The sequence below is a fragment of the Streptomyces sp. NPDC127177 genome, from assembly GCF_042672475.1.
Classification (GTDB): Bacteria; Actinomycetota; Actinomycetes; order Streptomycetales; family Streptomycetaceae; genus Streptomyces.
Genome location: NZ_JBHXUW010000028.1, coordinates 29,966 through 55,982, shown reverse-complemented (window position 1 = coordinate 55,982; position 26,017 = coordinate 29,966). Strand labels below are relative to the sequence as shown.

Genomic DNA, 26,017 nt, shown 5'->3' with positions numbered 1-26,017 from the left:
CTCTTGACCCGCGGAGCGATCGGCTCCACGATCACGCCCATGAGTGTTCGAGTCACACTCGTCGCCGCGGCGCGCGGCTCGTCCCTCCTCGGGGAGCGCTTCGACGACGACCGGCCGCTCGACGAGGCCGGCTGGCACGAGGTGCAGTTCGCCGCCCCGGCACTGGTGGCCCTGGGGGCGGCCGAGTTGCGCTACTGCTCACCGACGCCCCGCAGCCGCGCGACCGGGGACGCACTCGGCTTCGCCCCGCTGGTCCAGCCGGCTCTGCGCGACTGCGACATGGGGCGGTGGCGCGGCAGCACCTTCGCCGAGGTCACCGCACGAGAACCGGCGGCGGTGGACGCGTGGCTCGCGGACCCGAGGTCCGCCCCGCACGGCGGCGAACCGCTGCTCGCCTTCATCTCCCGGATAGGGGGCTGGCTGGACACCCGCCCCGCCTGCGACGGGTCGATCGTCGCCGTCGCCGAACCGGCCGTCGTCCGGGCCGCCCTCGTCTACGCGTTGCGGGCCCAGCCGTCGGCGTACTGGAACGTCGACGTCGGCCCCCTCTCCACCGTCACGCTCACCGGTCTGCCCCGCCGCTGGAGCCTTCGCCTCGAAACCGGAGCGCCGTAGGGATCGTGGCCCGCACGTCTTCCCGCCGGTCCGACCAGTCGGTACGTTGTCCTGGAATCGAGCCGGACCAGGCGTGTACCCGGCGAGGGAGGTCACCGTGCCGTCCATCCACGGCCACTGCGACGAGCGCTTCGCCGCGGTGCGCGACGCGTTCGAGGCGAATTTCCGTGAGCGCGGCGAACTGGGCGCGGCCGTCACCGTCCTGGTCGACGGGCGGCCGGTTGCCGATCTCTGGGGCGGCTGGGCGGACGGTGCCCGCACCCGCCTCTGGGAACAGGACACCCTGGTCAATGTCTGGTCCACCGGCAAGGGACCGACCGCGCTCTGCGCGCACATCCTCGCCGACCGGGGCCTGCTCGATCTGGATGCCCCGGTCGCCGCGTACTGGCCCGAGTTCGCGGCGGCGGGCAAGGAGGCCGTTCTCGTACGGCATCTGCTCTCCCACCGCGCGGGCCTCGCGGGACTCCGTGAACCGCACGGCCTGGCCGAGCTCTACGACTGGGAGCTGACCACCTCCCGGCTGGCGGCGACCGAACCGTGGTGGGAGCCCGGCACCGTGTCCGGCTATCACGCGCTCACCTACGGCTTCCTGGTCGGCGAGGTGGTCCGGCGGGTCAGCGGTCTGCTGCCGGGGGAGTTCCTCCGGCGGGAGGTGACCGGTCCGCTCGCCGTCGACTTCACCATCGGCCTCCCCGAGAAGGAGGCGGCGCGCGTCGCCGAACTCGTCGTCCCGAAGGCGGACCGGGCCCAGCAGGCGGCGCGCTTCGCGCGGATGGAGCCGGTCGCCGTCGCCTCGCTGCTCAATCCGCCGACCGGAGCGGCCGTCGCCAACACCCCGCAGTGGCGGGCGGCCGAGATCCCCGCGGCCAACGGCCACGGCACGGCCCGCGCGGTCGCCGCGCTGTACGACATCCTCGCCGGCCGGAGCAGCCCGGACGGCCGGCGCGTCCTCTCCGCGGAGGCCGCCGAGCGGGTCCGCGAGGGCCAGGGGCCCTGCCGCGACCTGGTGCTGGGGGCGGGCTTCGCGCATGAGACGGAGATCGCGCTCGGCCTCTGGCTGAGCGGTCCCAACGGCTCGTACGGCCCCAACCCACGGGCCTTCGGCCACGACGGGGCGGGCGGTTCCTGCGGACTGGCCGACCCGGAGGCCGGGATCGCGCTCGGCTACGTCATGAACCGGATGGGCCCGCGCATCGCCGATGACCCGCGCAAGACGGCGCTGGTCGAGGCCGTCTACGCCTCGCTCTGACCGGCGCGGAACCGGTTACCGCGCGGCCGCCGACGGTGCCGGCCCGCCCCCGGCGCCGCCCTCGGTGTCGATGCGGGGGAGCACCCGGTCCAGCCACCGGGGGATCCACCACGCACTGCGGCCCAGCAGCGTCATCACCGCGGGGACCAGCAGCAGCCGCACGATCGTGGCGTCCACGAGCACACTGACCGCGAGCCCGAGCCCGAGCATCTTGACCACGATGGTGTCGCTGAGGACGAAGGCGGCGAACACACTGACCATGATCAGCGCCGCGCAGGTGATCACCCGGGCGGTGATCTCCAGCCCGTGCGCCACGGCGCCCCTGCTGTCCCCGGTGCGCAGCCACGCCTCGTGCACGCGTGCGATCAGGAACACCTCGTAGTCCATGCTCAGGCCGAAGACGATCGCGAACATCATCATCGGCACATAGCTCTCGATGGGCACCGTCCCGGCGACGCCGAGCGCCGGCCCGCCCCAGCCCCACTGGAACACCGCCACCACCACGCCGTACGACGCCGCGATCGACAGCAGGTTGAGCACGGCCGCCTTCAGCGCGACCAGCACGCCGCGGAACACGATCAGGATGATGACGAAGGCGAGGGCGACCACCACGGCGATGATCTGCGGGAGACGGCTGACGATGATGTCGAGAAAGTCCTCCTGGGCCGCGGTCGTCCCGGTCACATAGGCGGACGCCTTCGTGCCGGACACCCCCTTCGGCAGGACGTCGTCCTTGAGGTGGTTGAACAGCTTGGTCGTGCCCGCGTCCTGCGGGGCCTCGGCCGATACGGCGTTGCCGATGAGCAGGGCTCCGTCGGCGGTCGGCTGCAACGCGCCGATACTGGCCGCGCCGGGCACGTCGGTGAGGGCCTTCTGCAGACTGCTCGCCAGCGCCGACCGGTCGGAGTCCGGCACCGACCGCTGATCGACGACCAGGGTGAACGGGCCGTTGGCGCCCGGCCCGAAGCCGCTGGAGATCAGATCGAACGCGCGCCGGTCGGTGAAGGTCGTCGGATCCGCGCCGTCGTCGATGTGCCCGAGGCGGATGGAGAACACCGGGATCGCGAGGACCCCCACCACGACGAGCCCGGCGAGCAGGAACCACCAGGGCCGCCGCTCCACCCGCTGCGCGTACCGGTGCCAGCCGCCCTGCGACGCCGCTCCCGGCACCGACCCGCTCTCGGCGACGGGCGGCCGGACCCGGTAGCGGTCGATGCGCTTGCCGATCAGGCCCAGCAGGGCGGGGACCAGGGTGACCGCCCCGACGACCGCGGTGACGACGGTGACCGCGGCAGCCGCCCCCAGCTTGCCGATGAAGCTCACCCGGGAGACGTACAGCCCCGCAAGCGCGATGATGACGGTGCACCCCGAGACCAGTACCGCACGCCCGCTGGTGGCGACGGCCCTGCCGGCGGCCCGGACCGGATCGCCGCCGTCCATGACGAGCTGACGGTGACGGGTGATCAGGAACAGGGCGTAGTCGATCCCGACCCCGAGCCCGATCATGGTGGCGAGCGTGGGGGAGACGCTCGCGAACGTGGTGGCCGCGGCCACCAGCGACAGGATGCTCAGCCCGACGATCACACCGATGAGCGCGGTCACCAGCGGGACACCGGCGGCGATGATGCTGCCGAAACCGACGAGCAGTACGACCACAGCGACGGCGAATCCGATGGCCTCGCTGGTCAGGTCCTTGGTCTCGGGCCTGGCGAGCTCCCCCAGCGGGCCGCCGTACTCGACCTCCACCCCGGCGGACCGCAGCGGCTTCACCGCCGTGTCGACCTGGTGGAGATAGCCCTCGTCCAGCGAGGTCGGGTTCACGTCGAACCGCACGGTGATGTACCCGGTCGTGCCGTCCTTGGACAGGGCGGTGGACGTCGACGAGGACGAGGAGGGCAGCGGGTTCTGGGCGGAAAGCACATGCGGCAGCTTCTGCAGGTTGCCCACCACCTGGTCGACCTGGCTCCGCACGTCGGTCAGGGGCTTCTGCGCGTCGTGCAGGACCACTTGGGCCCCGGTGCCGCCCGCGGCGGGATCGTGCGCCTTCAACAGTTCGGCGCCCGTGTCGGACTGGGTGCCCGGCAGGTTGAAGTCATCGGAGTACGTCCCCCCGAACGCGCTCTGAAGGGCGTGCAGCCCGCCGAGGGCGACCACCCAGAGAAGAATGACGACGACGAAGTGGCGCGCGCACCATTCGCCCAGCCGCAGGAGCCACCCTCCGCGCGATGACACCGGAGCCGCGTACGTGCTGCTGGACGGGGCCATGTGTTCTCCCGGATGAAGGGACGGGCCGTTCAGCCAGGGCGCGCCGCGTCCCTTGTGTCCAATCCGAGAACGTAGATGCCGGTCCGGTACCCGGGGCTGCGACACGTGCGGCGGAGGGGCCCGTTCCGCCCGCACGGCCGGTACGGGGTGCCCGCCCCGTACCGGCGGTCCGGTGCCGCACCCGGGGTGCTCCGCCGTCAAGCGGGTCCTGCCGGCCCGGTCAGCCGTCCTCGCGCGAGGCGACGATGAGCGTGAGCGCCTCGGTGATGGCCGTCTCCGCGGCCGCCTTGTCGAGACCGAGACCGGTCAGCAGGCCCGCGCCGTCCTCGTGCTCCAGCAGCGCGAGCAGGATGTGCTCGGTGCCGATGTAGTTGTGCCCCATCCGCAGTGCCTCGCGGAAGGTCAGCTCCAGCACCTTGCGGGCACCGGCGTTGTACGGGAGGAGCTCGGGCAGCTGTTCCTCGGAGGCGGCCGGGAGAGCCGCGGTGGCGGCCTGGCGGACGGTGTCCAGGGGCACGCCCTGTGCCTTGATGAACGCCCCCGCCAGTGCCTCCGGCTCGATGAGCAGTCCGAGCACGATGTGCTCGGTGCCGATCTCGCTGTTGCCCGCGGCGCGCGCCTCGTTCTGCGCGGACATCACGACGTTCTTCGCGCGCGGGGTGAAGCGGCCGAACCCCTGACTGGGGTCGAGGTCGGTCGGCTCGCCGGGGTCCTTGGCGACGAACCGCTTCTGCGCCGCCTGCCGGGTCACTCCCATGCTCTTGCCGATCTCCGTCCAGGAGGCACCGGAGCGCCGTGCCTGGTCCACGAAGTGACCGATCAGATGGTCCGCGACGTCGCCGAGGTGGTCCGCGGCGATGACGGCGTCCTGGAGCTGGTCGAGGGCGTCGGGGTGGACTTTCTTGATGGCGTCGATGAGGTCGTCGAGACGGACCGGATTCGTCAGGCCCACGGGTTTCGTCATGTGTCAACCTTAGGTTGACAGTGTCGGAGTGTCAACCTTCAGTTGACACCCCCGTGGCCGTTCGCGGGGCAGGTCCCGGACACGACGGAACGCGCCGGCCGACGGTGTTCGTCGGCCGACGCGTTCCGTCAGCTGTTCCGCGAGCGGGTCCGGTCAGAGGACCCCGGAGTCGGCGATGGTGACCTTCGCCTTGGTCTTGCCGCTCTGCGAGCCGAGCCCCTCGATCTTGGTGACCAGGTCCAGGCTCTCCTGGTCGGCGACCTCGCCGAACACCACGTGCTTGCCGTCCAGCCACGACGTCACGATCGTCGTGATGAAGAACTGCGAACCGTTGGAGTTCGGGCCGCTGTTCGCCATGGAGAGCAGGCCGGGCTTGGTGTGCGCCAGCTTGAAGTTCTCGTCGTCGAACTTCGCGCCGTAGATGCTCTTGCCGCCGGTGCCGTCACCGCGGGTGAAGTCGCCGCCCTGCAGCATGAACTCGGGGATGACCCGGTGGAAGGACGAACCCTTGTAGCCGAAGCCGTGCTCGCCGGTCGCCAGCTGGCGGAAGTTCTCCGCCGTCTTGGGAACGACGTCGTCGAACAGATTGAAGACGATCCGCCCGGCGGGCTCGTCGTTGATGGTGATGTCGAAGTAAACCTTGCTCGTCATGGAACCATCCTGACATCCAGCCGCGCGGCCCCGACGAGCGGGCGCGACGAAACACCGCTCACGGGTGACGGGGCGGGCGCATGTGGTGGACCTCGTGCGGGCCGAACGCGACGACGGCCCCGGCGCCGTCCGGCGCAGGGCCTTTTGGTGACCGTCGGCGGGGGTCCGACGACCGCACCGTTCTACGGGCGTCGGCGGGGCTTCCCGCGCTTGGCGGCCGCGGCGCCCTTGGCGCCCCGGGAGGAGCCCTTGGTGCCCTTCGCCCCTCCGGAACCGCCCCTGGCGCCCTTCCCCGCCCCCGCACCGGCCGCGGGCTTGCGCCGGCCGCCGCCGGTCTCCGGGGCCTTGCGCTTCGGCTTCTCCGCGGGCGGCGTACTGCGGCCCCGGGTGCTGTTCACCGTGCGGCCCCGGACGATGCCGATGAAGTCCTCCACCCGGTCGGTGGTCCTGTCCTGCGGCCAGGACAGGGCGATGCGCGACTCGGGGGCGCCCGAGAGCGGCCGGTACGTCAGGTCCTTGCGGTGGTGCAGGCGGGCGAGTGACTGCGGGACGGCGAGGACGCCCACCCCGGCCGCGACCAGCTCGATCGCGTCCGCCGTCGTGGCGGGACGCTCGATCGCGGGCCGGCCCGGCAGCTGCTCCCAGCCGAGGGCGTCGTCGAGCGGATGCAGCACGAGCTCGTCGGCCAGATCCCCGACGGAGACCTCGTCGACCGCCGCCACCAGGTGGTCCTTGGGGATCACGACCACGGTCGCCTCGGTGTAGAGCGGGATCGCGCTGAGCTCCGGCCGGTCGACCGGCAGCCGTACGAAGCCCGCGTCGGCGCCACCGGCGAGCAGCAGGTCCGGCGCCTCGGCGGCGGGCACCGCGACGAGGGAGAGGGGGACGTCGGGCAGGCGCTCGTTCCAGATCCGCACCCACTTGGTGGGCGTCACCCCCGGGACGTACGCGAGCCGGAACGAAGGGGTTGCTTCCGAGCCTGTCACCCCGCCAGGTTACCGGTCGTGGTCAGCGGTGGCGCACACGCTCGATACTCTTGACACCATGACGTCGCACCAGACCACCCAGACAATGAAGCCCGCGACCGCGGCGAAGAAACTGGGTGTGTACCTCGAGGCCACCCCCGCCGAGTTCCAGGAGGGTGTCGTCTCGCGCACCGAGCTGGCGGCACTCCAGTCCGATCCGCCCGAGTGGCTGCGGGAGCTGCGGAACAACGGTCCGCACCCCCGGCCGGTGGTCGCCGCCAAGCTCGGCGTCTCCATCTCGGGCCTCGCCCGTGGCGGTGTCACGGAGGCACTCACCACGGAGCAGATCGACGCGCTGAAGCAGGAGGACCCCGAGTGGCTGCGCAAGGAGCGCGCCACCCAGGCCGAGGTCCGCAAGGAGACCGTGCGGATCAAGGAGCGCAACGCCGAGCGCAGCGGCAAGGAGCAGGACCCCCGGTCCTGACACCGAGGCCGCCGTAACCGGGCATCGGCGGGGGCGGCCGAGACCGCCCCCGCGCCCGTTCAGCGAGTGGCGAGGAGCGTCAGCGTGTCGATGACACGGTTCGAGAAGCCCCACTCGTTGTCGTACCAGGCGGACACCTTGATGTGGCGGCCGTCGACCCGGGTGAGCGCCGAATCGAAGATCGACGAGGCGGGGTTGCCCGTGATGTCGGACGACACGAGGGCGTCCTCCGAGTATTCGAGCACGCCGGCCAGCGGACCCTGTGCCGCTGTGCGGTAGGCCTCCAGCACCTCGTCGCGCGTCACATCGCGGGCCACGGTCGTGTTGAGCTCGACGATCGAGCCCACCGGGACCGGCACGCGGATGGAGTCGCCCGACAGCTTGCCGTCGAGACCGGGCAGCACGAGACCGATCGCCTTGGCCGCGCCCGTCGTCGTCGGCACGATGTTGACCCCGGCGGCACGGGCACGGCGGGCGTCGCGGTGCGGGCCGTCCTGGAGGTTCTGCTCCTGCGTGTAGGCGTGCACCGTCGTCATGAAGGCGTGCTCGATACCGGCGAGATCGTGGAGTACGGATGCCAGCGGAGCAAGCGCGTTGGTGGTGCACGAGGCGTTCGAGACGACCGTGTGCAGGGCCGGGTCGTACGCGTCGTTGTTGACGCCGTACGCGAGCGTGACGTCCGCGCCGTCCGACGGTGCGGCGACGAGCACCCGCTTCGCACCCGCGTCGATGTGGGCGCGGGCGGCCTTGGCCGACGTGAACCGGCCGGTCGCCTCCAGTGCGATGTCGACACCGAGCTCCGCCCACGGCAGCTGCGCCGGTTCCCGCTCGGCGAGCACCTTGATGCGGCGGCCGTCGACGACAAGGGTGTCCCCGTCCACCGTCACCGGACGTCCGAGCCGGCCCGCCGTGGTGTCGAACGCGAGCAGCCGCGCCAGCGTGGCGGGCTCCGAGAGGTCGTTGACGGCGACGACTTCGAGGTCGCTTTCGCGTTCGAGCAGCGCGCGCAGCACGTTGCGTCCGATGCGGCCGAATCCGTTGATGGCGATGCGAGTCATGTGAGAGTCCCTTTCTCCTCGCTCCCAGCATCGCGCCCGGCCGGCCCCGCTGACAGCGGCGTGATCGCCATGGTCCGTAAGGATCTCGCCAGCCCGCCTTGGGCCGCCCACCCGGCGCTACTCGCCCCGGGCGAAGGTGCGCCGGTACTCGCTCGGTGTGGTGCCGAGGATGCGCTGGAAGTGCAGCCGCAGATTGGCTCCGGTGCCGAGGCCGACATCGGCGGCGATCTGCTCGACGCCCAGCTCCGACCGTTCGAGCAGCTCACGGGCCACGTCGATGCGGGCCCGCATGACCCACTGCATCGGGGTGTAGCCGGTGTCCTCGGCGAAACGCCGTGAGAAGGTGCGCGGCGAGACCGCCGCGTGCCGGGCGAGCGCGTCCAGGGTGAGGGATTCACCGAGCCGGTGCAGCGCCCACTCGCGGGTGGCGGCGAACCGTTCGCCGAGCGGCTCGGGCACACTGCGCGGCACGTACTGGGCCTGGCCGCCGCTGCGGTAGGGCGCCGCGACCAGGCGCCTGGCCGCGTAGTTGGACGCGGCCACGCCGAGGTCGCCGCGCAGCACGTGCAGACACAGGTCGATGCCCGAAGCGGCGCCCGCCGATGTCAGCACGCCGCCCTCGTCGACGAACAGGACGTTCTCGTCGACCCGGACGAGCGGATACTTCGCCGCGAGCGCCCGGGTGTAGTGCCAGTGCGTCGTGGCGCGGCGGCCGTCGAGGAGGCCGGTGGCGGCGAGGGCGAAGGCACCGGTCGAGATGGCGGCGAGGCGCGCGCCCCGGTCGTGCGCGGCGATCAGGGCGTCGATGACGGGTCGTGGCGGGTCGTCACGGTCGGGGTGCCGGTAGCCGGGCAGGTAGACGATGTCGGCCCATCCGAGCGCGTCGAGCCCGTGGGTGACGTAGTACGACAGCCCGTCGCCGCCGGCCACGGGACCGGGTGCCGCGCCGCACACCCGTACCTCGTACGGCATGCTCGCGCGGGTCGTGAAGACCTGCGCGGGGATGCCGACGTCGAGGGGCTTCGCGCCTTCGAGTACGAGGACCGCGACGCGATGCAGGCGGGTGGCTGGCATGGGAGTCGAGAGTACGCGGCAGCGGGGCTCACCCGGCGGACGTCGCTCCGGTGGACGTCCCTCCGGCTGACGTCGCTCCGGCCGGGGCGAGGAACGGTTCCAGCAGGCGCAGCAGTTCGTCGGGGCGGTGCAACGGAATGATGTGCCCGCAGTCCTCGATGAGGTGGCCGACGAGGCGGTCCGCCACCGGCCGCAGCTGCTGTTCGAGCGCCCTGCCGACGGGCCGGGCACCGATGGCCATGGTGGGCACGGTCAGCCGGCCCGTACCGACGGCGTCCCGGATCTGCCCGGCGCTCGACGGCAGCGCGCGGTAGTACGAGAACGCGCACCGCAGGGCCTCGCTGCCGGTATAGGCGTCGAGGAAGGCCGCGCGGACGGCGGGGTCCACTCCCTGCCCGAGGGTTCCGGCGTCGAGGAACCAGTCGATGTACCGGGCCTCGTGCCCGGTGAGTACGGACTCGGCGAGACCCGGCTCACTGTGGAAGCCGAACCACCAGGGCGGCCCGCCTGCGAGGAATTCCTCGGCGCCCGGCAGCCTGCCCAGCAGCGACTCCATGACCACCAGCTGCCGGACGAGACCGGGGCGGCGCATGGCCAGCAGAAAAGCGGGCGGCGTACCGGCGTCGATGCCGACGACGGCCGCGGAGGTCTCGCCGAGGGCGTGGAGCAGGGCTTCGGCGTCCGTCGCGAGCGTGCCCGCGTCGTCGCCGTCCACCGCCCGGGCGCTCGCCCCGAAGCCACGCAGATCAGGCGCGATGACCCGGAACCGGTCCGACAGCCCGTCCATGACGTGGGTCCACAGCTGCCAGGTGTGCGGGAAGCCGTGCAGCAGCAGGACGGCCGGTCCCTCTCCGGCGACGGCCACGTTGAGCTCGACGCCGTTGGCCGTGACCCGCCGGAGCTCGGTGCCGGACGGGCGGCTGCTGGGACTCGTCGGGACGGACATGTGAACTCCAGGGCCGAGGTGGTTACTATTGGTTACTACAAAACGATAGGTAACCAGACCGGACGTGCCAAGACGGCACTTCTCCCTCAGGTGGTGAGCTCCAGGTGACCTCCTCGGCGCAACGGTCCCCGCAGGGAAATCGCGGAGATCTGTTCGACCCCAAGTGCCCGACCCGCAGCCTGCTCGACCGGATTGGCACGAAGTGGATGTCGATGGCCGTCAAAGTGCTGGCGGAGGCGTCTCCGGAGGAGGTCCGCTTCGCGGAGCTGCGGCGCAGGATGCCCGGCGTCTCGCAGAAGATGCTGTCCGTCACCCTCCAGGGCCTGACCCGCGACGGCCTGGCCGACCGCCGGGTGGAGCCGACGGTGCCGCCACGCGTGTACTACCGGCTCACCACGCTCGGCCTGTCCCTGGAGGAACCGCTGGCCATGGTGCGCGCCTGGGCCGAGGAACACATGGCCGAGATCGACCGCGCCAACCAGGAGAGCGACGCGGGCGCCGCCTCCTCGTGAGCGTGCGGCAGGTGGTTCCGGGACGGACGACAGATAGGTGTGCGGCAGGCGGTTCCGGGACGGACGACAGGAAAGGTGCCGGCGGGCTAAGGCGTCAGCACGATCCTGCCGAACACCTCGCCCGCGTCCATCTTCCGGTGCGCCAGCACCGCTTCGTCCAGCGGCAGCACCTCGTGCACCACCGCTGCGATCTCGCCGCGGCCCGCCGCCGCGAAGTGATCGCGCCGCACGGCACGCAGGCCGGCCCCGGACACCGTGGCCGCGCTGAAGGTCGCGAAGGACATCGATTTCTGGAAAGCCGCCATCATCCGCGTACCGAAGTCCGCCGGCGGCCGGCCCGCGACCGCGCCCACGGCCACCATGCGGCCGTTCGGGCGCAGCCTGTCGAAGAAGGACGCCATGTCCGCACCGGCCACCACGTCGATGATCACGTCGTAGTCCGCGGGTGCCCCGTCGCCTCCCGCACCCGAGCGGTCCAGCACATGGGTCGCACCGAGCCCGCGCAGCCGCTCGCCGCGCCCGGCCGACGACGTCGTCACGGCCACCGCGCCCGCACCTCCCCGGGCCGCGAGCTGTACGGCCATGATCCCGATGCTGCCCGCAGCGCCACGAACCAGCACCGCTTCCCCGGGGGCGAAATGGGCGTGCCGCAGCCCGAAGTGGGCCACCGCGCCGGAACTGCCGAGCGTCACCGCGGCGGCGGCGGTCAGGTTGTCCGGCAGGGGAATGATCTCCTCGACCGGCGCGACGGCCTGTTCGACGTAGCCCCCGCCGGTACCGGTGAAGGCCCACACCCGACGACCGGTCCACGACGCGTCGACGCCGTCCCCCACCGCGGTCACGGTGCCCGCCACCTCGTTGCCCGGGATGAATCCCTTCTCGAAGCCGTAGGAGGCCAGCGCCCCGCTCCGGATCACGGTGTCGACGCCCCCGACGCCCACCGCCTCGGTGGCGATGACCACCTCTCCGGCAGCCGGCGAGGGCTCCGGCAGGTCGACGACGGCCAGTCCTTCGGGGCCTCCGTACGTCTGGATCGTGATCGCTTTCATTTCGTCTCCACGTTCTCGCACCGATCCGGCTCGGCCGTGCTCGGTGCCTGTTCCCTGTGCGGCGCCTACGCTTGCGAAGGTAGTGGACGCCCCCGTCCACTTGGCTGAAGTGAGAGTGATGACCGACCGTTTGCCTCGGACCCTGCGCGCCGACGCGCTGGACAACCGTGACCGCATCCTCGACGCGGCGCGGGCGCTGTTCTCCACCGACGGCCTGAACGTGCCGATGCGGGAGATCGCCCGGCGCGCCGGAGTGGGCCCCGCCACCCTCTACCGCCGCTTCCCGACCAAGCAGGTGCTGGTCACGGAGGCCTTCGCCGACCAGATGCGCGCCTGTCGCGAGATCGTCGAGGAGGGGTGCGCGGATCCCGATCCGTGGCGCGGCTTCCGCCTGGTCATCGAGAAGATCTGTGAGCTGCACGCACGCGACCGCGGTTTCACCGAGGCGTTCCTCTCGGCCTTCCCGGGGGAGACGGACGTCGTGGAGAGCCGTACGTACACGCTGAAGGCGGTCGCCGAACTGGCCGGGCGGGCCAGGGAATCGGGGCACCTGCGGCCGGACTTCGTGCTGGACGACCTCATTCTCGTCCTGATGGCGAACAAGGGGATCCACTCCGCGTCGGCCGCCACCCGGATCACGGCCTCCCGGCGCTTCGCGGCCATCGTGATCCAGGCGTTCGAGGCCTGCCCGCAACACGCACCGCTGCCACCGGCGGCCCCGCTGGCATCCACGGCACCGGAGAGCGCCTGACCGAGACCGACCGGGTGGCCCGTTCGCGGAGCGCAGGGTGCTGGAAGACTGGCGCGATGTTCGCCACGAGCGCCGTATCCGTGTCCGCCGAGCCGGCCGTCGAGCTCTTCGTGGCCCGGAGCACGGTTCCCCATGAGCGCACCCTGCTCGTGATCCACGGCGGGCCCGACTGGGACCACACCTATCTGCGGGAGCCTCTCGACCGGCTGACCGGCCGTCACCACGTGGTGCTGCCCGACCTGCGTGGCTGTGGCCGCTCGACCCGTGGTCTGGCGGACGAGCAGTACACGCCGGCCGCGGCAGCCGGCGATCTCACGGCCCTGCTGGACGCTCTGGCGGTCGAACAGGCCGACGTGCTCGGGTTCTCCTACGGAGGGCTGATCGCCCAACGGCTCGCGCTAGCCGCGCCGGAACGGGTCCGCAGTCTGGTCATCGCGTCCAGCAGCGTCCTGCCCGTGCCGGCGAACGCCTTCGACGGCTGGGGCGAACGTACCGAACGGCGGGCCGCGGAAGCCGCCGTGTGGTCCGACCCGACACTCGCCGGGGCGGACCTCACCCGGGCGGCCGCCGTCGCCTCGGCGCCGGCGAACGTCTGGAGAGCGGAGGCGCTGCCCGACTACCTGGACCGCATGGCGGCCGTCCACTTCTCCGGTGAGTGGCTGAGACCCTGGCGGGCCGGGATCCTTCCGGAGCCCAGGCCCGACGACGCCGCCCAACGGCTGGCGGCCCTCGGCCTGCCGCTGCTCCTGCTCCACGGCAGGCAGGACATGACGTTTCCCGCAGCCCTGGCCGAGGAGGCGGCCGGACTGATCCCTTCGGCGCGCGCCGTGATCATCGAAGGGGCAGGGCACATGGCACACATCGACCGGCCCCGGGCCTGGCTCGACGCCCTCACCGGCTTCCTGGCCCGACCCGCGGTCACGAGAACCGGGCCGGAACCCGGCTCCGGCGGCACCGCGCGAAGCCGTAGGGTCCCGTCATGACGACGCGACACCCCAACGCATGGGCCGCGGAAGCGATCCGGCGAGTGCGGGAGGACAGCGCGCACCTGGTGCCGACGCCCCTGCGTGCGCTTTCGCTGCCAGGCGTCCCGGACATCGACATCTATCTCAAGGACGAGTCGGCGCATCCCACCGGCAGTACGAAGTACCGCCTGGTACGGGCGATGTACTGCGAGGCGGTCGCCAACGGTGCCATCGGGGCGGACACCCCGGTGACCGCGGCCACGAGCGGGGCGGTCGCCGTCGCCGGAGCCCGGTTCGCGAGGCTGCTGGGGCTGGAATTCACCGCGGTCGTACCGGCGAAGACCCCTGCGGACGTCCTGGCCAGGATCGAGGCGGAGGGCGGACGGTGGCAGAAGGGCGTGCAGCCGCCGGCCGCTGCCCAGGCGGAGGCGCGGGCACTGGCCGAGCGGACAGGGGGCCACTTCCTGGACCACTTCACCGACGCGGAGCGCGCGGTCGCGGGATGCGGTGAGCCGACGGTCGCCGACGAGATCTTCGTGCAGCTGGGCGGGGAGCCGCATCCGGTACCCGCGTGGATCGTCACAGGCGCCGGTACCGGCGCGACCTCGGCGGCGATCGGACGCCACCTGCGGCGGCACGGCCATCCGACCCGGCTGGCCGTCGTGGACCCGGAGAACTCCGCCTACTTCCCCGCGTGGGCCGGCGGGTGGGCCGACTACGCCACGGGGATGCCGTCGCGGATACCGGGCATCGGCCGTCCCCGCACCGAGCCCGGCTTCCGCCCGGCGCTGATCGACCTGATGATCCCGGTACCGGACGCGGCGTCCCTCGCGGCCGTCCGGTGGCTGCGCACGGCCGCCGGGATCGAAGCCGGACCGGCGACGGGCACCAGTCTCTGGGGGATGTGCCATCTCGTGGCACGGATGCGTGAGGCGGGGGTGCGGGGGAGCGTCGTCACCGTCATCGGGGACGGCGCGGGTCCGTACCGGAACACCCATCTCGACCCGGCGTGGGCGCGCGAGCGGGGACTCGACCCGACACCGTACGAGGCCGCCGTCGAGCGGTTCGCCCGCACCGGGGACTGGACGCCCGGGTGACGGTCGCGGGCGGCCGAAACCACTCGTCCAGGCGCGTGACGACCTGGCTAGTGTGATCGGATGACAGAATTCAACGTCCTTGGCGACAGCGCGGGTTGGCAGCAGGACTTCGAGCGGCGGCTGACCGCCTCGCACCTGGCGGCCGGGCTCGCCGGCGCCGCGGCCGAGCGCCTGCTCGACGACGTACGCGGTTACCTCCGCGACTGGACCGTCGTCGGGATCTCGGAGGCCGGGACCCGGGTGGGCCACGTCGCGGTGTCCGTGAAGGGCGACGACGCGGCTCCCTCGGGACGCATCGGCGATCTCGTCATCCATCCGGAGCACGCCGGCCGCGGCCACGAGCGGACCGCCCTGGACTGGGCCGAGCAATGGTGCGCGGAGCGCGGTGCGCACCGGGTGCACATAAAGCTCACCGGGCCCGCCGGTGAGCTGTTCGACGCGTACGACGTCCACGGCCAGCTCAGGGCCCGGCGCATCGGCTCCGCGCCCGAGCCGGTGGACGGCGTGACCGCGCGGCCGATGACCGAGGCCGAATATCCCGGCTGGGCCGCTGCGGAGAAGGCCGCGTACACCGGCGACATCGTCCGGTCGGGGGCCCTCGGCCCGGAGGAGGCCGCGCGCAAGTCCGAGGAGGACTTCGCGAAGCTGATCCCCGAGGGCCTGTCGACGCCCGACAACACGTTCCTGGTCCTCGAGGCGGCGGGGGAGCCGATCGGCACCGGCTGGCTGAAGCACAGGCACCTCCCGGGTGCCACGTACGGCTACTCGCTGCACATCGAGGAGCGGTTCCGAGGCAAGGGCTACGGGCGGGCCGCGATGGCCGCCGGTGAACGGGCGACGCTCGCGGCCGGCGACTCGGTGCTGATGTTCACCGTGTGGGGCGGCAACGAGGTGGCGATGAACCTGTACACGAGTGCCGGCTACCGGGTCGTGGAGGAGAGCCGCTCCATCGGGCTTCCCCGTACCGCGGGCTCGTGACCGAGAACTTCGGCTCGCGGATCATGGACTCAGCTGTGCGGCCCGGCGAGGCGGTTTCCTCGGAACGGGGACGAACTGCGGGCTGTCTGCTGCCTGGCCCACGGTCAGGATGAATGCCGGTGCCCGGCACGGCGGCTTCCGCCGGGGCGGTGGTGGCAGCCTCGGTGAACTCGGGGACCGCCATCGTCCGTCATGGGGCCGAACCGGGCTCAGCCGAGACCGCGATGGGCGGCCCACAACCGCCCGGCGCGGTCGGCGGCGTCGGCGACCAGGGACGCCAGTTCGGGGCTGTCGGGGACCGGGAACGAGACGTACGCGCCCCGACCACCACCGACGGGCCGGCCATAGGCCTTCGCGGCGAGGCTGCCGTCCGGGAGGAGCCGGACGTTGAGTGTGGTGAGCGTGAACGCCTCGCCGCGTCGGGTGTCCGTCCAGCGGAGCGCCTGCGGGATCGTGACATTGATCGCCAGAGCACTCACTTCCAGGTCGCCGCTCATGCAGGGATGCTCTCACGCGAGTCCCCGCAGGCCTCCGCCACCTGCTCACGCACCGGCTCGTGCGGCGGGCTTGCCTGATCACGACCCGATACGGGCCCTTTGGCGTCGTCGGGCTCGCCCGACGTGAGGGACGGGCCCGTGGGCATGGGACCGGCTCGGGTCCGCCGGGGCGACCGTCACCCCGCCGATCCGGGGGTCTTGCGCTGGTTGGCGTTGAAGCGGGCCTTCTTCTGGCGATTGCCGCACGTGTTCATGTCGCACCATCTCCGGGTGCGACTCCGGCTGGTGTCGAAGAACGCGGCTCGGCAGGTCGGTGAGGCACACAGGGCCAGTCTTCCGTCTCGTTCGCCCGAGATGACACCGATCGCGTCGGCGGCGATCACGCTGAGGGCGTCTTCCACGCAGGAGGGCGGGCCGAGCTGCCACCGCCGCTCGCCCTCGGGCGTCAGGACGGCCGCGGCCCGACCCTGAGCACTGCGGTCATTGATGACGTGGACCGCGGGTGCGGGGAGGTCCTCACCGAGCGCCGCCGCTGTCGCGGCGGCGTGGATCGACTCCCTCAGTTCCCGGGCGACGCCGAGCTGGGCGGTGGTGCAGGAGTCCACGGCAAGGCCGTACACGGCCAGCCAGTCGAGGAGTCGCCGAGGCACGGGGACGCGCTCCACGGTGTCGCCGCGACGCTCCGACAGTGTGCCCGTGAAGCTGGTCGCCAGCACCGAGCCGAGGCGGAAGTCAGGGAAGCCGGCGCGCATGGAACCACCATAGCCGGTTGCGGCGTGGCTCAGGAAGCTGTTAGAACCGTCTTAGCCGGTTCCGTGAAGCCAGGAGGTCTCATGCCCCGTCCGACCAGCGACGTGCAAGCATTCGAAACCCGCGCGAGTGACGCCGACCTCGACGATCTGCGCGCGCGACTCGCCGCGGCGCGACTGCCGGAGGCCGAGACGGTCCATGGCGCCGCGCCCGGCCCTCGCCGGTGGGGGCAGGGCGTTCCTCTCGCCGACCTCGTAGACGTCGTGAACTACTGGCGCACCGGGTACGACTGGCGGTCCTTCGAGGACCGCCTCGACCGGATCGGCCAGTTCCGCACGACCGTCGACGGTCTGGGAATCCACTTCCTGCACCGCCGATCCGCGCGCGTGGACGCCACTCCGCTGGTCCTGACGCACGGCTGGCCCGGCAGCATCGCCGAGTTCACCGATGTGGTGGAGGAGCTGGCGGACCCGAGGAGCGCGGACGCGCCGGCGTTCCACGTCGTGGTCCCGTCGCTGCCGGGCTTCGGATACAGCGACAAGCCGGCCACCACCGGGTGGGGCACCGAAAGGATCGCGGCCGCATGGGTCGAACTGATGGGAAGGCTCGGCTACAGCAGGTTCCTGGCCCACGGCGGCGACTGGGGAGGCAATATCACCACGGTCCTCGGCGGCAGGTTCCCGGCGCACGTTCTCGGCATCCACACCACGTTCGCTCAGGCGCCGCCCGGACTGCCGACGGACGGGCTGACGGCGGTCGAGCGCCGGTGGACCGAGGAGACCCGCGATTTCTGGCGCCACCGCGCGGCGTACGCGAAGCAGCAGGCGACCCGGCCGCAGACCATCGGCTATTCACTCGTCGACTCACCGGTCGGCCTTCTCGCCTGGATCCTCGACAAGTTCGCCGAGTGGTCGGACACCGAAGACAGCCCGTTCGAGACGATTTCCAGGGACCGTGTTCTCGATGACGTCACCCTGTACTGGCTGACGCGGACCGGCGCGTCGGCGGCCCGCATCTACTACGAGAGCCACAACTCGCTCGACCCCGCACTTCGGGTCGACGTCCCGTCGGCGATCACCATGTACCCGCGCGACATCGAGAAGAGCCCGCGCACCTGGGCGCAGGAGCGGTACCGCCGGATCGTGCGCTGGAGGTCACCCGAGACCGGGGGACACTTCCCGTCGCTGGAGGTCCCCGAGTACTTCGTCAAAGACCTCCAGGAGGGCCTCGCGGCAGTGCTGGCCGCCGGCCCCGGTCCATCGCGACCGGTCGTCTGATCCGGCCGGCGGTCGATTCGCCGTTCCGTCGCGTGTGCTCATGTGGCGCCTGAAAGCCCGGTCACGGCCCGCCGAGGTGCGCCCCGACCCATTCTTTGCATAAAACTGCGACGCTGCGTATAGTCATGCCATCGACGAGGAGGCTTTCGATGGTGGTACGTGCAGCGGTGGCAGGGGCGAGTGGATACGCCGGCGGGGAGCTGCTCCGCCTTCTGCTGGTTCACCCGGAGGTCGAGATCGGGGCCCTCACCGCGAACTCCAACGCGGGTCAGCCGCTCGGGGGCTTGCAGCCGCACCTGAGGCCGCTCGCCGGGCGGGTGCTCCAGCCGACCACGGCCGAGGTGCTCGCCGGGCACGACGTGGTCTTCCTCGCGCTGCCGCACGGGCAGTCCGCCGCCGTGGCGGAGCAGCTCGGTGACGAGGTGCTCGTGGTGGACATGGGGGCCGACTTCCGGCTCGAGAACGCCGCGGACTGGGAGAAGTTCTACGCCTCGCCGCACGCGGGGACCTGGCCGTACGGCCTGCCCGAGCTGCCCGGTGGGCGGGCCGGGCTGGCGGGGAGCAAGCGTATCGCGGTGCCGGGCTGCTACCCCACCGCCGTCTCGCTCGCGCTCTTCCCGGCGTACGCCGCCCAGCTCGCCGAGCCCGAGGCCGTGATCGTCGCCGCCTCCGGGACCTCCGGCGCGGGCAAGGCGGCCAAGCCGCACCTGCTCGGCTCCGAGGTGATGGGCAACATGTCGCCGTACGGCGTCGGCGGTGTCCACCGGCACACGCCCGAGATGATCCAGAACCTCAGCGCCGCGGCGGGGGAGCGGGTCACCGTCTCCTTCACGCCGACCCTCGCCCCGATGCCCCGGGGCATCCTCGCCACGTGCAGCGCGAAGGCGAAGCCGGGCGTCAGCGCCGATGTGCTGCGCGGCGCGTACGAGAGGGCCTTCGCGGACGAGCCGTTCGTCGATCTGCTGCCCGAGGGACAGTGGCCCGCGACCGCCGCCGTGTACGGCTCCAACGCCGTACAGATCCAGGTCGCGTTCGACGAGGCGGCCGGCCGGATCGTCGTCATCAGCGCCATCGACAACCTCGCCAAGGGCACCGCGGGCGGCGCCCTGCAGAGCATGAACATCGCCCTCGGACTTCCCGAGGACACAGGTCTTTCCACGATCGGAGTCGCACCGTGAGCGTCACGGCAGCACAGGGATTCTCGGCGGCGGGCATCGCCGCCGGAATCAAGGACAGCGGTAACCCGGACCTGGCCCTCGTGGTCAACAACGGTCCGCGTCGCGCCGCCGCGGGCGTCTTCACCTCCAACCGTGTCAAGGCCGCCCCCGTCCTCTGGTCGGAGCAGGTCCTCAAGGGCGGCGAGGTGACCGCCGTCGTCCTCAACTCCGGCGGAGCCAACGCCTGTACGGGACCGCAGGGCTTCCAGGACACCCACGCCACCGCCGAGAAGGCGGCCGAGGTGCTCAAGGGCCACAGCGCCGGTGAGATCGCGGTCGCATCGACCGGGCTCATCGGTCTGCTGCTCCCCATGGACAAGCTGCTGCCGGGCATCGAGAAGGCGGCGGAGGCGCTGAGCGAGCACGGCGGCGAGAAGGCCGCCATCGCGATCAAGACCACCGACACCGTGCACAAGACCGCCGTCGCCGGCGGCGAGGGCTGGACCGTCGGCGGGATGGCCAAGGGCGCGGGCATGCTCGCCCCCGGCCTCGCCACCATGCTCGTCGTGCTCACCACCGACGCCGACGTGGACGCCGCTGTACTCGACTCCGCACTGCGTGACGCCACCCGCACCACGTTCGACCGGGTCGACTCCGACGGCTGCATGTCCACCAACGACACCGTGCTGCTGCTGGCCTCGGGCGCGAGCGGGATCACCCCGGAACGGGCGGAGTTCGCCGAGGCCGTCCGCACCGTCTGCGACGACCTGGCCCGTCAGCTGATCGGTGACGCCGAGGGTGCGTCCAAGGACATCCGGATCGAGGTCGTCAACGCCGCGACCGAGGACGACGCCGTGGAGGTGGGCCGCTCCATCGCCCGTAACAACCTCCTCAAGTGCGCCATCCACGGCGAGGACCCCAACTGGGGCCGGGTGCTCTCCGCGATCGGCACGACGAAGGCGGCCTTCGAGCCGGACCGGCTGAACGTGGCCATCAACGACGTCTGGGTCTGCAAGGGCGGCGGCGTCGGCGAGGACCGCGAACTCGTCGACATGCGCTACCGGGAGGTCAGGATCACCGCAGACCTCGCCGCGGGCACCGAGTCGGCCGTCATCTGGGCCAACGACCTCACCGCGGACTACGTCCACGAGAACAGCGCGTACAGCTCATGACCACCGCGCGGAAGCACACCGCACTCCCGAAGGCGCAGATCCTCATCGAGGCGCTGCCCTGGCTGACCCGGCACAACGGCAAGACCGTCGTCATCAAGTTCGGCGGCAACGCCATGATCGACGAGGAGCTGAAGGCGGCCTTCGCCCAGGACGTCGTCTTCCTGCGGCACGCCGGCCTCAAGCCCGTCGTCGTGCACGGCGGCGGCCCGCAGATCAGCGCCCAGCTCGACAAGCAGGGCCTGGTCAGCGAGTTCAAGGCCGGTCTGCGCGTCACCACGCCCGAGGCGATGGACGTCGTCCGGATGGTGCTCGCCGGACAGGTGCAGCGCGAGCTCGTCGGCCTGCTCAACGAGCACGGACCGCTCGCCGTCGGCATGACCGGCGAGGACGCCCACACCATCACCGCGACCCAGCACCGGCCCACCATCGACGGAGAACTCGTCGACATCGGCCGGGTCGGCGAGATCACCGCGATCGACACCGGAGCCATCCAGGCACTGCTGGACGACGGCCGCATCCCGGTCGTCTCCTCCATCGCCCGCTCCGCCGACGACAACCACGTCTACAACGTCAACGCCGACACCGCGGCCGCCGCGCTCGCCGCCGCGCTGGGCGCGGAGACGCTGATGGTCCTCACCGACGTCGAGGGCCTCTACGAGGACTGGCCCAACAGCGACGACGTGATCAGCCGTCTCACCGCCACCGAACTGGAGAAGCTCCTGCCGGAACTCTCCAGCGGCATGGTGCCGAAGATGCAGGGCTGTCTGCACGCCGTGCGCAACGGCGTCGAGACCGCCCGGGTCATCGACGGCCGGGTCCAGCACTCGATCCTGCTGGAGATCTTCACCGACGAGGGAATCGGCACGATGGTCGTGCCCGACGCACAGGGGGAAGCATGACCAACGCCGAGCTCTCGCAGCGCTGGCAGGCCGCGCTGATGGACAACTACGGCACCCCGAAGCTGTCCCTCGTCAGCGGATCGGGCGCGTACGTCCACGACGCCGACGGCACCCGCTACCTCGACTTCGTCGGCGGTATCGCGGTCAACGCGCTGGGCCACGGCCACCCCGCCGTCGTCGAGGCCGTCTCCACCCAGATCGCCTCGCTCGGCCATGTCTCCAACCTCTTCATCGCCGAGCCGCCCGTCGCGCTCGCCGAACGGCTCCTCCAGCTCTTCGGCCGCCCCGGCAGGGTCTACTTCTCCAACTCGGGTGCCGAGGCCAACGAGGCCGCGTTCAAGATCGGCCGGCTGACCGGGCGGACCCACATGGTCGCCACCGACGGCGGTTTCCACGGCCGGACCATGGGCGCACTCGCGCTCACCGGCCAGCCGAAGAAGCGCGAGCCCTTCGTCCCGCTGCCCGGTGACGTCACCCACGTCCCGTACGGGGACGCCGAGGCGCTCCGGGCCGCCGTGACCACCGAAACCGCGCTCCTGGTCATCGAGCCGATGCAGGGCGAGAACGGTGTGATCGTCCCGCCCAGGGGATACCTGGAAGCGGCCCGGGAGATCACCCGCGCCACCGGCACCCTCCTCGTGCTCGACGAGGTGCAGACGGGGATCGGCCGGTGCGGCACCTGGTTCGAGCACCAACAGCACCAGGGCGTGGAGCCCGATGTGGTCACCCTCGCCAAGGGGCTCGGCGGCGGCCTTCCGATCGGCGCCACGGTGGCCTTCGGCGCTGCCGCCGACCTGCTGGAACCCGGGCACCACGGCTCGACGTTCGGCGGCAACCCGGTCGCCTGCGCCGCCGGTCTCGCGGTCCTGGACACCCTGGCGGCCGACGGCGCGCTGGACGACGTGAAGCGGCTGGGCGAGCGGATCCGGGAGGGCGTCGAGGGTCTGGGACACCCCCTGGTCTCCCATGTCCGGGGCTCCGGCCTGCTGCTGGGTATCGTGCTCACCGAGCCCCTCGCACCCCAGGTGCAGCAGGCGGCTCAGGGAGCCGGCCTCCTGGTGAACGCACCCGCACCCGATGTCGTACGGCTGATGCCGCCACTGATCATCGGTGACGCGGAGGTGGACACGTTCCTTCAGGCGCTGCCCGGCGCACTCGACGCGGCATACGGACGATCCGGGGAATGACGTCCCGGAGAATGAGGCGACGACGATGACCGAGGCGCAGGAAACCGAGCACGGCGGGCCGTCCGTGCCGCAGACCCGCACAGCCCGCCACCGCCGGATCGTGGACATCCTGAACCGGCAGCCGGTGCGCTCGCAGAGCCAGCTGGCCAAGCTCCTCGCGGACGACGGGCTGAGCGTCACCCAGGCCACGCTCTCCCGGGATCTGGACGAACTGGGTGCGGTGAAGATCCGCAACACCGGCGGCGAGCTGATCTACGCGGTGCCGAGCGAGGGCGGATTCCGTACCCCGCACGCACCGCTCGGCGGCTCCGCGAAGGAGGAGCGGATGCGGCGCCTCTCCGCCGAACTGCTCATCTCGGCGGAGGCCTCGGCCAACCTCGTCGTGCTGCGCACACCGCCGGGCGCCGCCCAGTTCCTCGCCTCGTCCATCGACCAGGCCGAACTGCACGACATCCTCGGCACCATCGCCGGGGACGACACACTGATGCTGATCAGCCGCGACCCGGCGGGCGGCCAGGCCCTCGCCGACCACCTGCTGCGGCTCGCACAGAACGACCGCTGAAGGTCAGTAGCGGGTGATCGCGGTCGGGCCCGAACCGGTCCCGATCGCGAGGTGCGGACGGCGGACCGGATCGGCCCAGGCGAGAATCCGGTCCATCGCGGCCGCCGGTACGGAGACACAACCGGCGGTCGCGCCTTCCCCGTTGACATGCAGGAAGATGCCGGCTCCCCGGCCGCGTACGGGCCGGTGGTAGTTGAACCCCACGACCAGCGCCCGGGCGTACTGCGACGGATACGTGATCAGGTGTTCGGCCTCGGTCGCCCGGCAGTCGGCGGGTCGCGGCTCGACCCACCGGTTGTACGCACGCGCCGCGTTGTCCTGGCACCACCACGAGCCCTCGTGGACCCGGCGGTACGGGTAACGGGTGCCGGGCGGGGCCGCCTTCACCCCGAAGGCGTACGGCAGGTCGTACAGCCCGGTGGGCGTGGTGTCGGTGCCCTGCTCGCGCGAGGCGCCCTCGGTCAGTCCGTTCGCCCCGAAGCGGGCCGGCGCCGAACCGGCCGCCACCCACCGCCCGGAGCGCAGGCTCCACCAGGTGACCGTGCCCGTGGTGGCCCCTGTGACGGAGGCCTCGGCGGTGATCAGCTGGCTGCCGCCACCCGTGTCGGCCAGCCGCTGCGGCAGCGGCTGGTCCGCCGGGGGCCGGGCCCCGGTGAGGGCGGTGAGGACGAGCAGGACCGAACAGGCCACCAGGCATCTGCGCATGTCCCGGACCGTAATCCGGCCCGTGCGGCACCACCTGCGCGCCTGCTCCGTACGGCCCAACAGCTCACCGCGCGGGCGGCATCGCGGGCAGCGGGAGCGGCAACCCCGGCAGCCCGTCGAGGCTGGTGGCGATGTGCTCCTTCTTCTCGAAGTAGGCGCTGAGCGAGGCGTCGTCATCGCGCGAGAAGCGGCTGGCGTGCAGGGGCCGGTCCTCGTCGTACGACATGAAGGGGACCGCGTATCCGCAGCTGTCCCGGATCAGTTCGGCCGACACCACGATGATCGCCCGCAGCCCGTGCAGGGTGTGGTCGACCTCGCCGAACCGGCCGAGGAGCCCGGCGAATCGGGGGTCGTCCCGGAAGACCGCCTCCCCGCTGCCGTGCACCCGCACGATGTTCGGCGGCCCCTGGAAGGCGCACCACATCAGGGTGATCCGGCCGTTCTCGCGGAGGTGCGCGATCGTCTCGGCGCTGCTCCCGGCGAAGTCCAGGTACGCCACCCGAAGCTCGTCGAGCACCACGAAGGAGCCGCTGACGCCCTTGGGGGAGAGGTTCACCGTGCCGTCGCCGTCAAGCGGCGCGGTCGCCGTGAAAAAGATGTGCTGCTCCTCGATGAAGGTCCGCAGCCGCCCGTCGATGCGTTCGTACGTCTTTCCCATGCGTTCGAGTATCTGCCCCGGACCCCCGGCGGGCAGGGGTATTTCATTGGCTGGGACAGGCGCGGCCGGCCGGCCGCGGCAGCCGCTGGGCAGCCACCCGCACCGGACGCGGGCGTTCCGCCGCCGCCCGGTCGGGTGCCGGCAGCAATCGGTGTGACTCCCACGCAAGGACGGCGGCCGAGGTCAGACGCGGAGAGGGCGTCCCGACCACGCGCTGTTCGCCCCCGGGGCCATCTCCGGCGGCCTGTCACCTGCGGCTTTGACAAAGCATACGGAGGAACGCATAATTATACCTGTCAGCGATTGGACCGTAAGGAGAAACCCGTGACCGAGCGCGTCGTACTCGCCTACTCGGGCGGTCTGGACACCTCAGTCGCCATCGGCTGGATCGCCGAGGAGACGGGCGCCGAGGTCATCGCCGTCGCGGTGGACGTCGGCCAGGGCGGCGAGGACCTGGACGTCATCCGCAAGCGCGCGCTCGCCTGCGGTGCGGTCGAGGCCGAGGTCGCGGACGCGAAGGACGAGTTCGCCGAGGAGTACTGCCTCCAGGCGATCAAGGCCAACGCCCTCTACATGGACCGCTACCCGCTGGTCTCCGCCCTGTCCCGTCCGGCCATCGTCAAGCACCTGGTCGCCGCCGCGGACAAGCACGGTGCCACGGTGGTCGCCCACGGCTGCACCGGCAAGGGCGACGACCAGGTCCGCTTCGAGGCAGGGATCTCCGCGCTCGGCCCCGACCTGAAGTGCATCGCCCCGGTCCGTGACTACGCCATGACCCGGGACAAGGCGATCGCCTTCTGCGAGGAGAAGAACCTCCCGATCGCGACCACCAAGAAGTCCCCGTACTCCATCGACCAGAACGTCTTCGGACGCGCCGTGGAGACGGGCTTCCTGGAGGACATCTGGAACGCGCCGATCGAGGACATCTACGAGTACACCGCGGACCCGGCCACCCCGCGCGAGGCCGACGAGGTCGTCATCTCCTTCGAGGCGGGGGTGCCGGTCGCCGTCGACGGCAGGCCCGTCACCGTGCTCCAGGCCATCCAGCAGCTCAACGAGCGGGCCGGCGGCCAGGGCATCGGCCGGATCGACATGGTCGAGGACCGGCTCGTGGGCATCAAGTCCCGTGAGGTGTACGAGGCACCGGGCGCGATCGCGCTGATCACCGCCCACCAGGAGCTGGAGAACGTCACCGTCGAGCGCGAACTGGCCCGCTACAAGCGGCAGGTCGAGCAGCGCTGGGGCGAGATGGTCTACGACGGCCTGTGGTTCTCCCCGCTCAAGCGCGCACTGGACGGCTTCATCAACGAGGCCAACCAGCACGTCACCGGCGACATCCGGATGACCCTGCACGCCGGCCGGGCCGTCGTCACCGGCCGCAGGTCGAGCGAGTCGCTGTACGACTTCAACCTCGCCACCTACGACTCCGGCGACACCTTCGACCAGTCCGGGGCGCAGGGCTTCATCGAGATCTTCGGCCTCTCGTCGAAGATCGCGGCCAAGCGTGACCTGGTCTGACCCCTCCCCGTT

General features: G+C 71.5%; 27 protein-coding genes. 15 read left to right on the top strand and 12 right to left on the bottom strand.

What is annotated here, in order from left to right; translation table 11 throughout:
- The first annotated feature begins 39 nt into the window (after positions 1 to 39).
- Both ACFVJX_RS18935 and ACFVJX_RS18930 read left to right on the top strand, forming a co-directional pair.
- The gene (locus tag ACFVJX_RS18935) at positions 40 to 615 is read left to right on the top strand and encodes a histidine phosphatase family protein (RefSeq protein WP_384130082.1); all 576 of its coding nucleotides are present in this window, start codon (positions 40 to 42) and stop codon (positions 613 to 615) included.
- Positions 616 to 712: 97 nt separating this feature from the next.
- Positions 713 to 1,864 (top strand): serine hydrolase domain-containing protein, encoded by a 1,152-nt coding sequence (locus ACFVJX_RS18930; protein ID WP_384130079.1) that lies wholly within the window; start codon positions 713 to 715, stop codon positions 1,862 to 1,864.
- Positions 1,865 to 1,879: 15 nt separating this feature from the next.
- Here ACFVJX_RS18930 and ACFVJX_RS18925 read toward each other — a convergent pair whose 3' ends face one another.
- The 4 genes from ACFVJX_RS18925 to ACFVJX_RS18910 all read right to left on the bottom strand — a co-directional run bounded on the left by ACFVJX_RS18925 (position 1,880) and on the right by ACFVJX_RS18910 (position 6,730).
- Complete coding sequence (locus ACFVJX_RS18925; protein WP_384130076.1) at positions 1,880 to 4,129, bottom strand: MMPL family transporter; 2,250 nt, start codon at positions 4,127 to 4,129, stop codon at positions 1,880 to 1,882.
- Positions 4,130 to 4,349: 220 nt separating this feature from the next.
- Positions 4,350 to 5,093 (bottom strand): Clp protease N-terminal domain-containing protein, encoded by a 744-nt coding sequence (locus ACFVJX_RS18920; RefSeq protein WP_384130073.1) that lies wholly within the window; start codon positions 5,091 to 5,093, stop codon positions 4,350 to 4,352.
- A gap of 153 nt (positions 5,094 to 5,246) precedes the next feature.
- Positions 5,247 to 5,744, bottom strand: a complete 498-nt coding sequence (locus tag ACFVJX_RS18915) for a peptidylprolyl isomerase (protein ID WP_384130070.1) — start codon at positions 5,742 to 5,744, stop codon at positions 5,247 to 5,249.
- 182 nt (positions 5,745 to 5,926) lie between these two features.
- Positions 5,927 to 6,730, bottom strand: coding sequence for a LysR family substrate-binding domain-containing protein (locus ACFVJX_RS18910; protein WP_384130068.1), 804 nt, complete (start codon positions 6,728 to 6,730; stop codon positions 5,927 to 5,929).
- A gap of 58 nt (positions 6,731 to 6,788) precedes the next feature.
- On the opposite strand from ACFVJX_RS18910, the gene ACFVJX_RS18905 reads away from it, so the two are divergent.
- Entirely contained in the window at positions 6,789 to 7,193 is a 405-nt protein-coding gene (locus tag ACFVJX_RS18905; protein ID WP_384130065.1) for a DUF5997 family protein, read from the top strand.
- Between the two features lie 59 nt (positions 7,194 to 7,252).
- Here ACFVJX_RS18905 and gap read toward each other — a convergent pair whose 3' ends face one another.
- The 3 genes from gap to ACFVJX_RS18890 form a co-directional block, all read right to left on the bottom strand.
- Positions 7,253 to 8,251: a type I glyceraldehyde-3-phosphate dehydrogenase gene (gene gap, locus ACFVJX_RS18900; protein WP_384130061.1), complete on the bottom strand. Its 999-nt coding sequence runs from the start codon at positions 8,249 to 8,251 to the stop codon at positions 7,253 to 7,255.
- Between the two features lie 117 nt (positions 8,252 to 8,368).
- Positions 8,369 to 9,325 carry a GlxA family transcriptional regulator gene (locus tag ACFVJX_RS18895; protein WP_384130058.1) on the bottom strand — a complete coding sequence of 319 codons (957 nt, stop codon included), beginning with the start codon at positions 9,323 to 9,325 and terminating at the stop codon, positions 8,369 to 8,371.
- A gap of 28 nt (positions 9,326 to 9,353) precedes the next feature.
- On the bottom strand, positions 9,354 to 10,271 hold the full coding sequence (locus ACFVJX_RS18890) for an alpha/beta fold hydrolase (RefSeq protein ID WP_384130055.1): 918 nt from the start codon (positions 10,269 to 10,271) through the stop codon (positions 9,354 to 9,356).
- 104 nt (positions 10,272 to 10,375) lie between these two features.
- Between ACFVJX_RS18890 and ACFVJX_RS18885 the strand changes: the two genes are divergently transcribed.
- Positions 10,376 to 10,783, top strand: a complete 408-nt coding sequence (locus ACFVJX_RS18885; protein WP_384130052.1) for a winged helix-turn-helix transcriptional regulator — start codon at positions 10,376 to 10,378, stop codon at positions 10,781 to 10,783.
- An 86-nt stretch (positions 10,784 to 10,869) separates the two neighbouring features.
- Here the strand turns inward: ACFVJX_RS18885 and ACFVJX_RS18880 are convergent, their stop codons facing one another.
- Positions 10,870 to 11,832, bottom strand: a complete 963-nt coding sequence (locus tag ACFVJX_RS18880) for a zinc-binding dehydrogenase (RefSeq protein WP_384130049.1) — start codon at positions 11,830 to 11,832, stop codon at positions 10,870 to 10,872.
- 118 nt (positions 11,833 to 11,950) lie between these two features.
- On the opposite strand from ACFVJX_RS18880, the gene ACFVJX_RS18875 reads away from it, so the two are divergent.
- The 4 genes from ACFVJX_RS18875 to ACFVJX_RS18860 are packed head-to-tail and all read left to right on the top strand — an operon-like array spanning position 11,951 to position 15,623.
- The gene (locus tag ACFVJX_RS18875; protein WP_384130047.1) at positions 11,951 to 12,583 is read left to right on the top strand and encodes a TetR/AcrR family transcriptional regulator; all 633 of its coding nucleotides are present in this window, start codon (positions 11,951 to 11,953) and stop codon (positions 12,581 to 12,583) included.
- 56 nt (positions 12,584 to 12,639) lie between these two features.
- The gene (locus tag ACFVJX_RS18870) at positions 12,640 to 13,566 is read left to right on the top strand and encodes an alpha/beta fold hydrolase (protein ID WP_384130044.1); all 927 of its coding nucleotides are present in this window, start codon (positions 12,640 to 12,642) and stop codon (positions 13,564 to 13,566) included.
- Positions 13,563 to 14,645, top strand: coding sequence for a pyridoxal-phosphate dependent enzyme (locus tag ACFVJX_RS18865; RefSeq protein ID WP_384130041.1), 1,083 nt, complete (start codon positions 13,563 to 13,565; stop codon positions 14,643 to 14,645). The genes ACFVJX_RS18870 and ACFVJX_RS18865 overlap by 4 nt, the downstream gene beginning before the upstream one ends.
- Before the next feature lie 60 nt (positions 14,646 to 14,705).
- On the top strand, positions 14,706 to 15,623 hold the full coding sequence (locus tag ACFVJX_RS18860) for a GNAT family N-acetyltransferase (RefSeq protein WP_384130038.1): 918 nt from the start codon (positions 14,706 to 14,708) through the stop codon (positions 15,621 to 15,623).
- A gap of 209 nt (positions 15,624 to 15,832) precedes the next feature.
- Here the strand turns inward: ACFVJX_RS18860 and ACFVJX_RS18855 are convergent, their stop codons facing one another.
- On the bottom strand, positions 15,833 to 16,120 hold the full coding sequence (locus tag ACFVJX_RS18855) for a hypothetical protein (protein ID WP_384130035.1): 288 nt from the start codon (positions 16,118 to 16,120) through the stop codon (positions 15,833 to 15,835).
- A gap of 176 nt (positions 16,121 to 16,296) precedes the next feature.
- Positions 16,297 to 16,872: a CGNR zinc finger domain-containing protein gene (locus ACFVJX_RS18850; RefSeq protein ID WP_384130032.1), complete on the bottom strand. Its 576-nt coding sequence runs from the start codon at positions 16,870 to 16,872 to the stop codon at positions 16,297 to 16,299.
- A gap of 81 nt (positions 16,873 to 16,953) precedes the next feature.
- On the opposite strand from ACFVJX_RS18850, the gene ACFVJX_RS18845 reads away from it, so the two are divergent.
- From ACFVJX_RS18845 to ACFVJX_RS18820, 6 genes are all read left to right on the top strand, one after another.
- Entirely contained in the window at positions 16,954 to 18,147 is a 1,194-nt protein-coding gene (locus ACFVJX_RS18845) for an epoxide hydrolase (RefSeq protein ID WP_384130029.1), read from the top strand.
- A 149-nt stretch (positions 18,148 to 18,296) separates the two neighbouring features.
- A complete protein-coding gene (argC, locus tag ACFVJX_RS18840) occupies positions 18,297 to 19,325 on the top strand; it encodes an N-acetyl-gamma-glutamyl-phosphate reductase (protein ID WP_384130026.1) in 1,029 nt (342 codons plus the stop codon).
- Positions 19,322 to 20,476, top strand: coding sequence for a bifunctional glutamate N-acetyltransferase/amino-acid acetyltransferase ArgJ (gene argJ, locus ACFVJX_RS18835; RefSeq protein ID WP_384130023.1), 1,155 nt, complete (start codon positions 19,322 to 19,324; stop codon positions 20,474 to 20,476). Before argC ends, argJ begins: the two co-directional genes overlap by 4 nt.
- On the top strand, positions 20,473 to 21,375 hold the full coding sequence (gene argB / locus ACFVJX_RS18830) for an acetylglutamate kinase (RefSeq protein ID WP_384130020.1): 903 nt from the start codon (positions 20,473 to 20,475) through the stop codon (positions 21,373 to 21,375). The genes argJ and argB overlap by 4 nt, the downstream gene beginning before the upstream one ends.
- Positions 21,372 to 22,562: an acetylornithine transaminase gene (locus tag ACFVJX_RS18825; protein WP_384130017.1), complete on the top strand. Its 1,191-nt coding sequence runs from the start codon at positions 21,372 to 21,374 to the stop codon at positions 22,560 to 22,562. Before argB ends, ACFVJX_RS18825 begins: the two co-directional genes overlap by 4 nt.
- Before the next feature lie 25 nt (positions 22,563 to 22,587).
- Entirely contained in the window at positions 22,588 to 23,124 is a 537-nt protein-coding gene (locus ACFVJX_RS18820) for an arginine repressor (protein WP_384130014.1), read from the top strand.
- 3 nt (positions 23,125 to 23,127) lie between these two features.
- Here ACFVJX_RS18820 and ACFVJX_RS18815 read toward each other — a convergent pair whose 3' ends face one another.
- Positions 23,128 to 23,829 carry a L,D-transpeptidase family protein gene (locus tag ACFVJX_RS18815; protein ID WP_384130011.1) on the bottom strand — a complete coding sequence of 234 codons (702 nt, stop codon included), beginning with the start codon at positions 23,827 to 23,829 and terminating at the stop codon, positions 23,128 to 23,130.
- A 64-nt stretch (positions 23,830 to 23,893) separates the two neighbouring features.
- On the bottom strand, positions 23,894 to 24,487 hold the full coding sequence (locus tag ACFVJX_RS18810; protein WP_384130008.1) for a pyridoxamine 5'-phosphate oxidase family protein: 594 nt from the start codon (positions 24,485 to 24,487) through the stop codon (positions 23,894 to 23,896).
- Positions 24,488 to 24,811: 324 nt separating this feature from the next.
- On the opposite strand from ACFVJX_RS18810, the gene ACFVJX_RS18805 reads away from it, so the two are divergent.
- Complete coding sequence (locus ACFVJX_RS18805; RefSeq protein ID WP_384130005.1) at positions 24,812 to 26,005, top strand: argininosuccinate synthase; 1,194 nt, start codon at positions 24,812 to 24,814, stop codon at positions 26,003 to 26,005.
- Positions 26,006 to 26,017: the final 12 nt, after the last annotated feature.

Coding starts and splice junctions, on each gene's coding strand:
- ACFVJX_RS18850 (WP_384130032.1), bottom strand. CDS start 16,872: ATGCGCGCCGGCTTCCCTGACTTCCGCCTCGGCTCGGTGCTGGCGACC.
- ACFVJX_RS18895 (WP_384130058.1), bottom strand. CDS start 9,325: ATGCCAGCCACCCGCCTGCATCGCGTCGCGGTCCTCGTACTCGAAGGC.
- argB (WP_384130020.1), top strand. CDS start 20,473: ATGACCACCGCGCGGAAGCACACCGCACTCCCGAAGGCGCAGATCCTC.
- ACFVJX_RS18810 (WP_384130008.1), bottom strand. CDS start 24,487: ATGGGAAAGACGTACGAACGCATCGACGGGCGGCTGCGGACCTTCATC.
- ACFVJX_RS18925 (WP_384130076.1), bottom strand. CDS start 4,129: ATGGCCCCGTCCAGCAGCACGTACGCGGCTCCGGTGTCATCGCGCGGA.
- ACFVJX_RS18860 (WP_384130038.1), top strand. CDS start 14,706: ATGACAGAATTCAACGTCCTTGGCGACAGCGCGGGTTGGCAGCAGGAC.
- ACFVJX_RS18920 (WP_384130073.1), bottom strand. CDS start 5,093: ATGACGAAACCCGTGGGCCTGACGAATCCGGTCCGTCTCGACGACCTC.
- ACFVJX_RS18855 (WP_384130035.1), bottom strand. CDS start 16,120: ATGAGCGGCGACCTGGAAGTGAGTGCTCTGGCGATCAATGTCACGATC.
- ACFVJX_RS18820 (WP_384130014.1), top strand. CDS start 22,588: ATGACCGAGGCGCAGGAAACCGAGCACGGCGGGCCGTCCGTGCCGCAG.
- ACFVJX_RS18915 (WP_384130070.1), bottom strand. CDS start 5,744: ATGACGAGCAAGGTTTACTTCGACATCACCATCAACGACGAGCCCGCC.
- ACFVJX_RS18870 (WP_384130044.1), top strand. CDS start 12,640: ATGTTCGCCACGAGCGCCGTATCCGTGTCCGCCGAGCCGGCCGTCGAG.
- argC (WP_384130026.1), top strand. CDS start 18,297: ATGGTGGTACGTGCAGCGGTGGCAGGGGCGAGTGGATACGCCGGCGGG.
- ACFVJX_RS18890 (WP_384130055.1), bottom strand. CDS start 10,271: ATGTCCGTCCCGACGAGTCCCAGCAGCCGCCCGTCCGGCACCGAGCTC.
- ACFVJX_RS18815 (WP_384130011.1), bottom strand. CDS start 23,829: ATGCGCAGATGCCTGGTGGCCTGTTCGGTCCTGCTCGTCCTCACCGCC.
- ACFVJX_RS18825 (WP_384130017.1), top strand. CDS start 21,372: ATGACCAACGCCGAGCTCTCGCAGCGCTGGCAGGCCGCGCTGATGGAC.
- gap (WP_384130061.1), bottom strand. CDS start 8,251: ATGACTCGCATCGCCATCAACGGATTCGGCCGCATCGGACGCAACGTG.
- ACFVJX_RS18865 (WP_384130041.1), top strand. CDS start 13,563: ATGACGACGCGACACCCCAACGCATGGGCCGCGGAAGCGATCCGGCGA.
- ACFVJX_RS18875 (WP_384130047.1), top strand. CDS start 11,951: ATGACCGACCGTTTGCCTCGGACCCTGCGCGCCGACGCGCTGGACAAC.
- ACFVJX_RS18880 (WP_384130049.1), bottom strand. CDS start 11,832: ATGAAAGCGATCACGATCCAGACGTACGGAGGCCCCGAAGGACTGGCC.
- ACFVJX_RS18905 (WP_384130065.1), top strand. CDS start 6,789: ATGACGTCGCACCAGACCACCCAGACAATGAAGCCCGCGACCGCGGCG.
- ACFVJX_RS18935 (WP_384130082.1), top strand. CDS start 40: ATGAGTGTTCGAGTCACACTCGTCGCCGCGGCGCGCGGCTCGTCCCTC.
- ACFVJX_RS18845 (WP_384130029.1), top strand. CDS start 16,954: ATGCCCCGTCCGACCAGCGACGTGCAAGCATTCGAAACCCGCGCGAGT.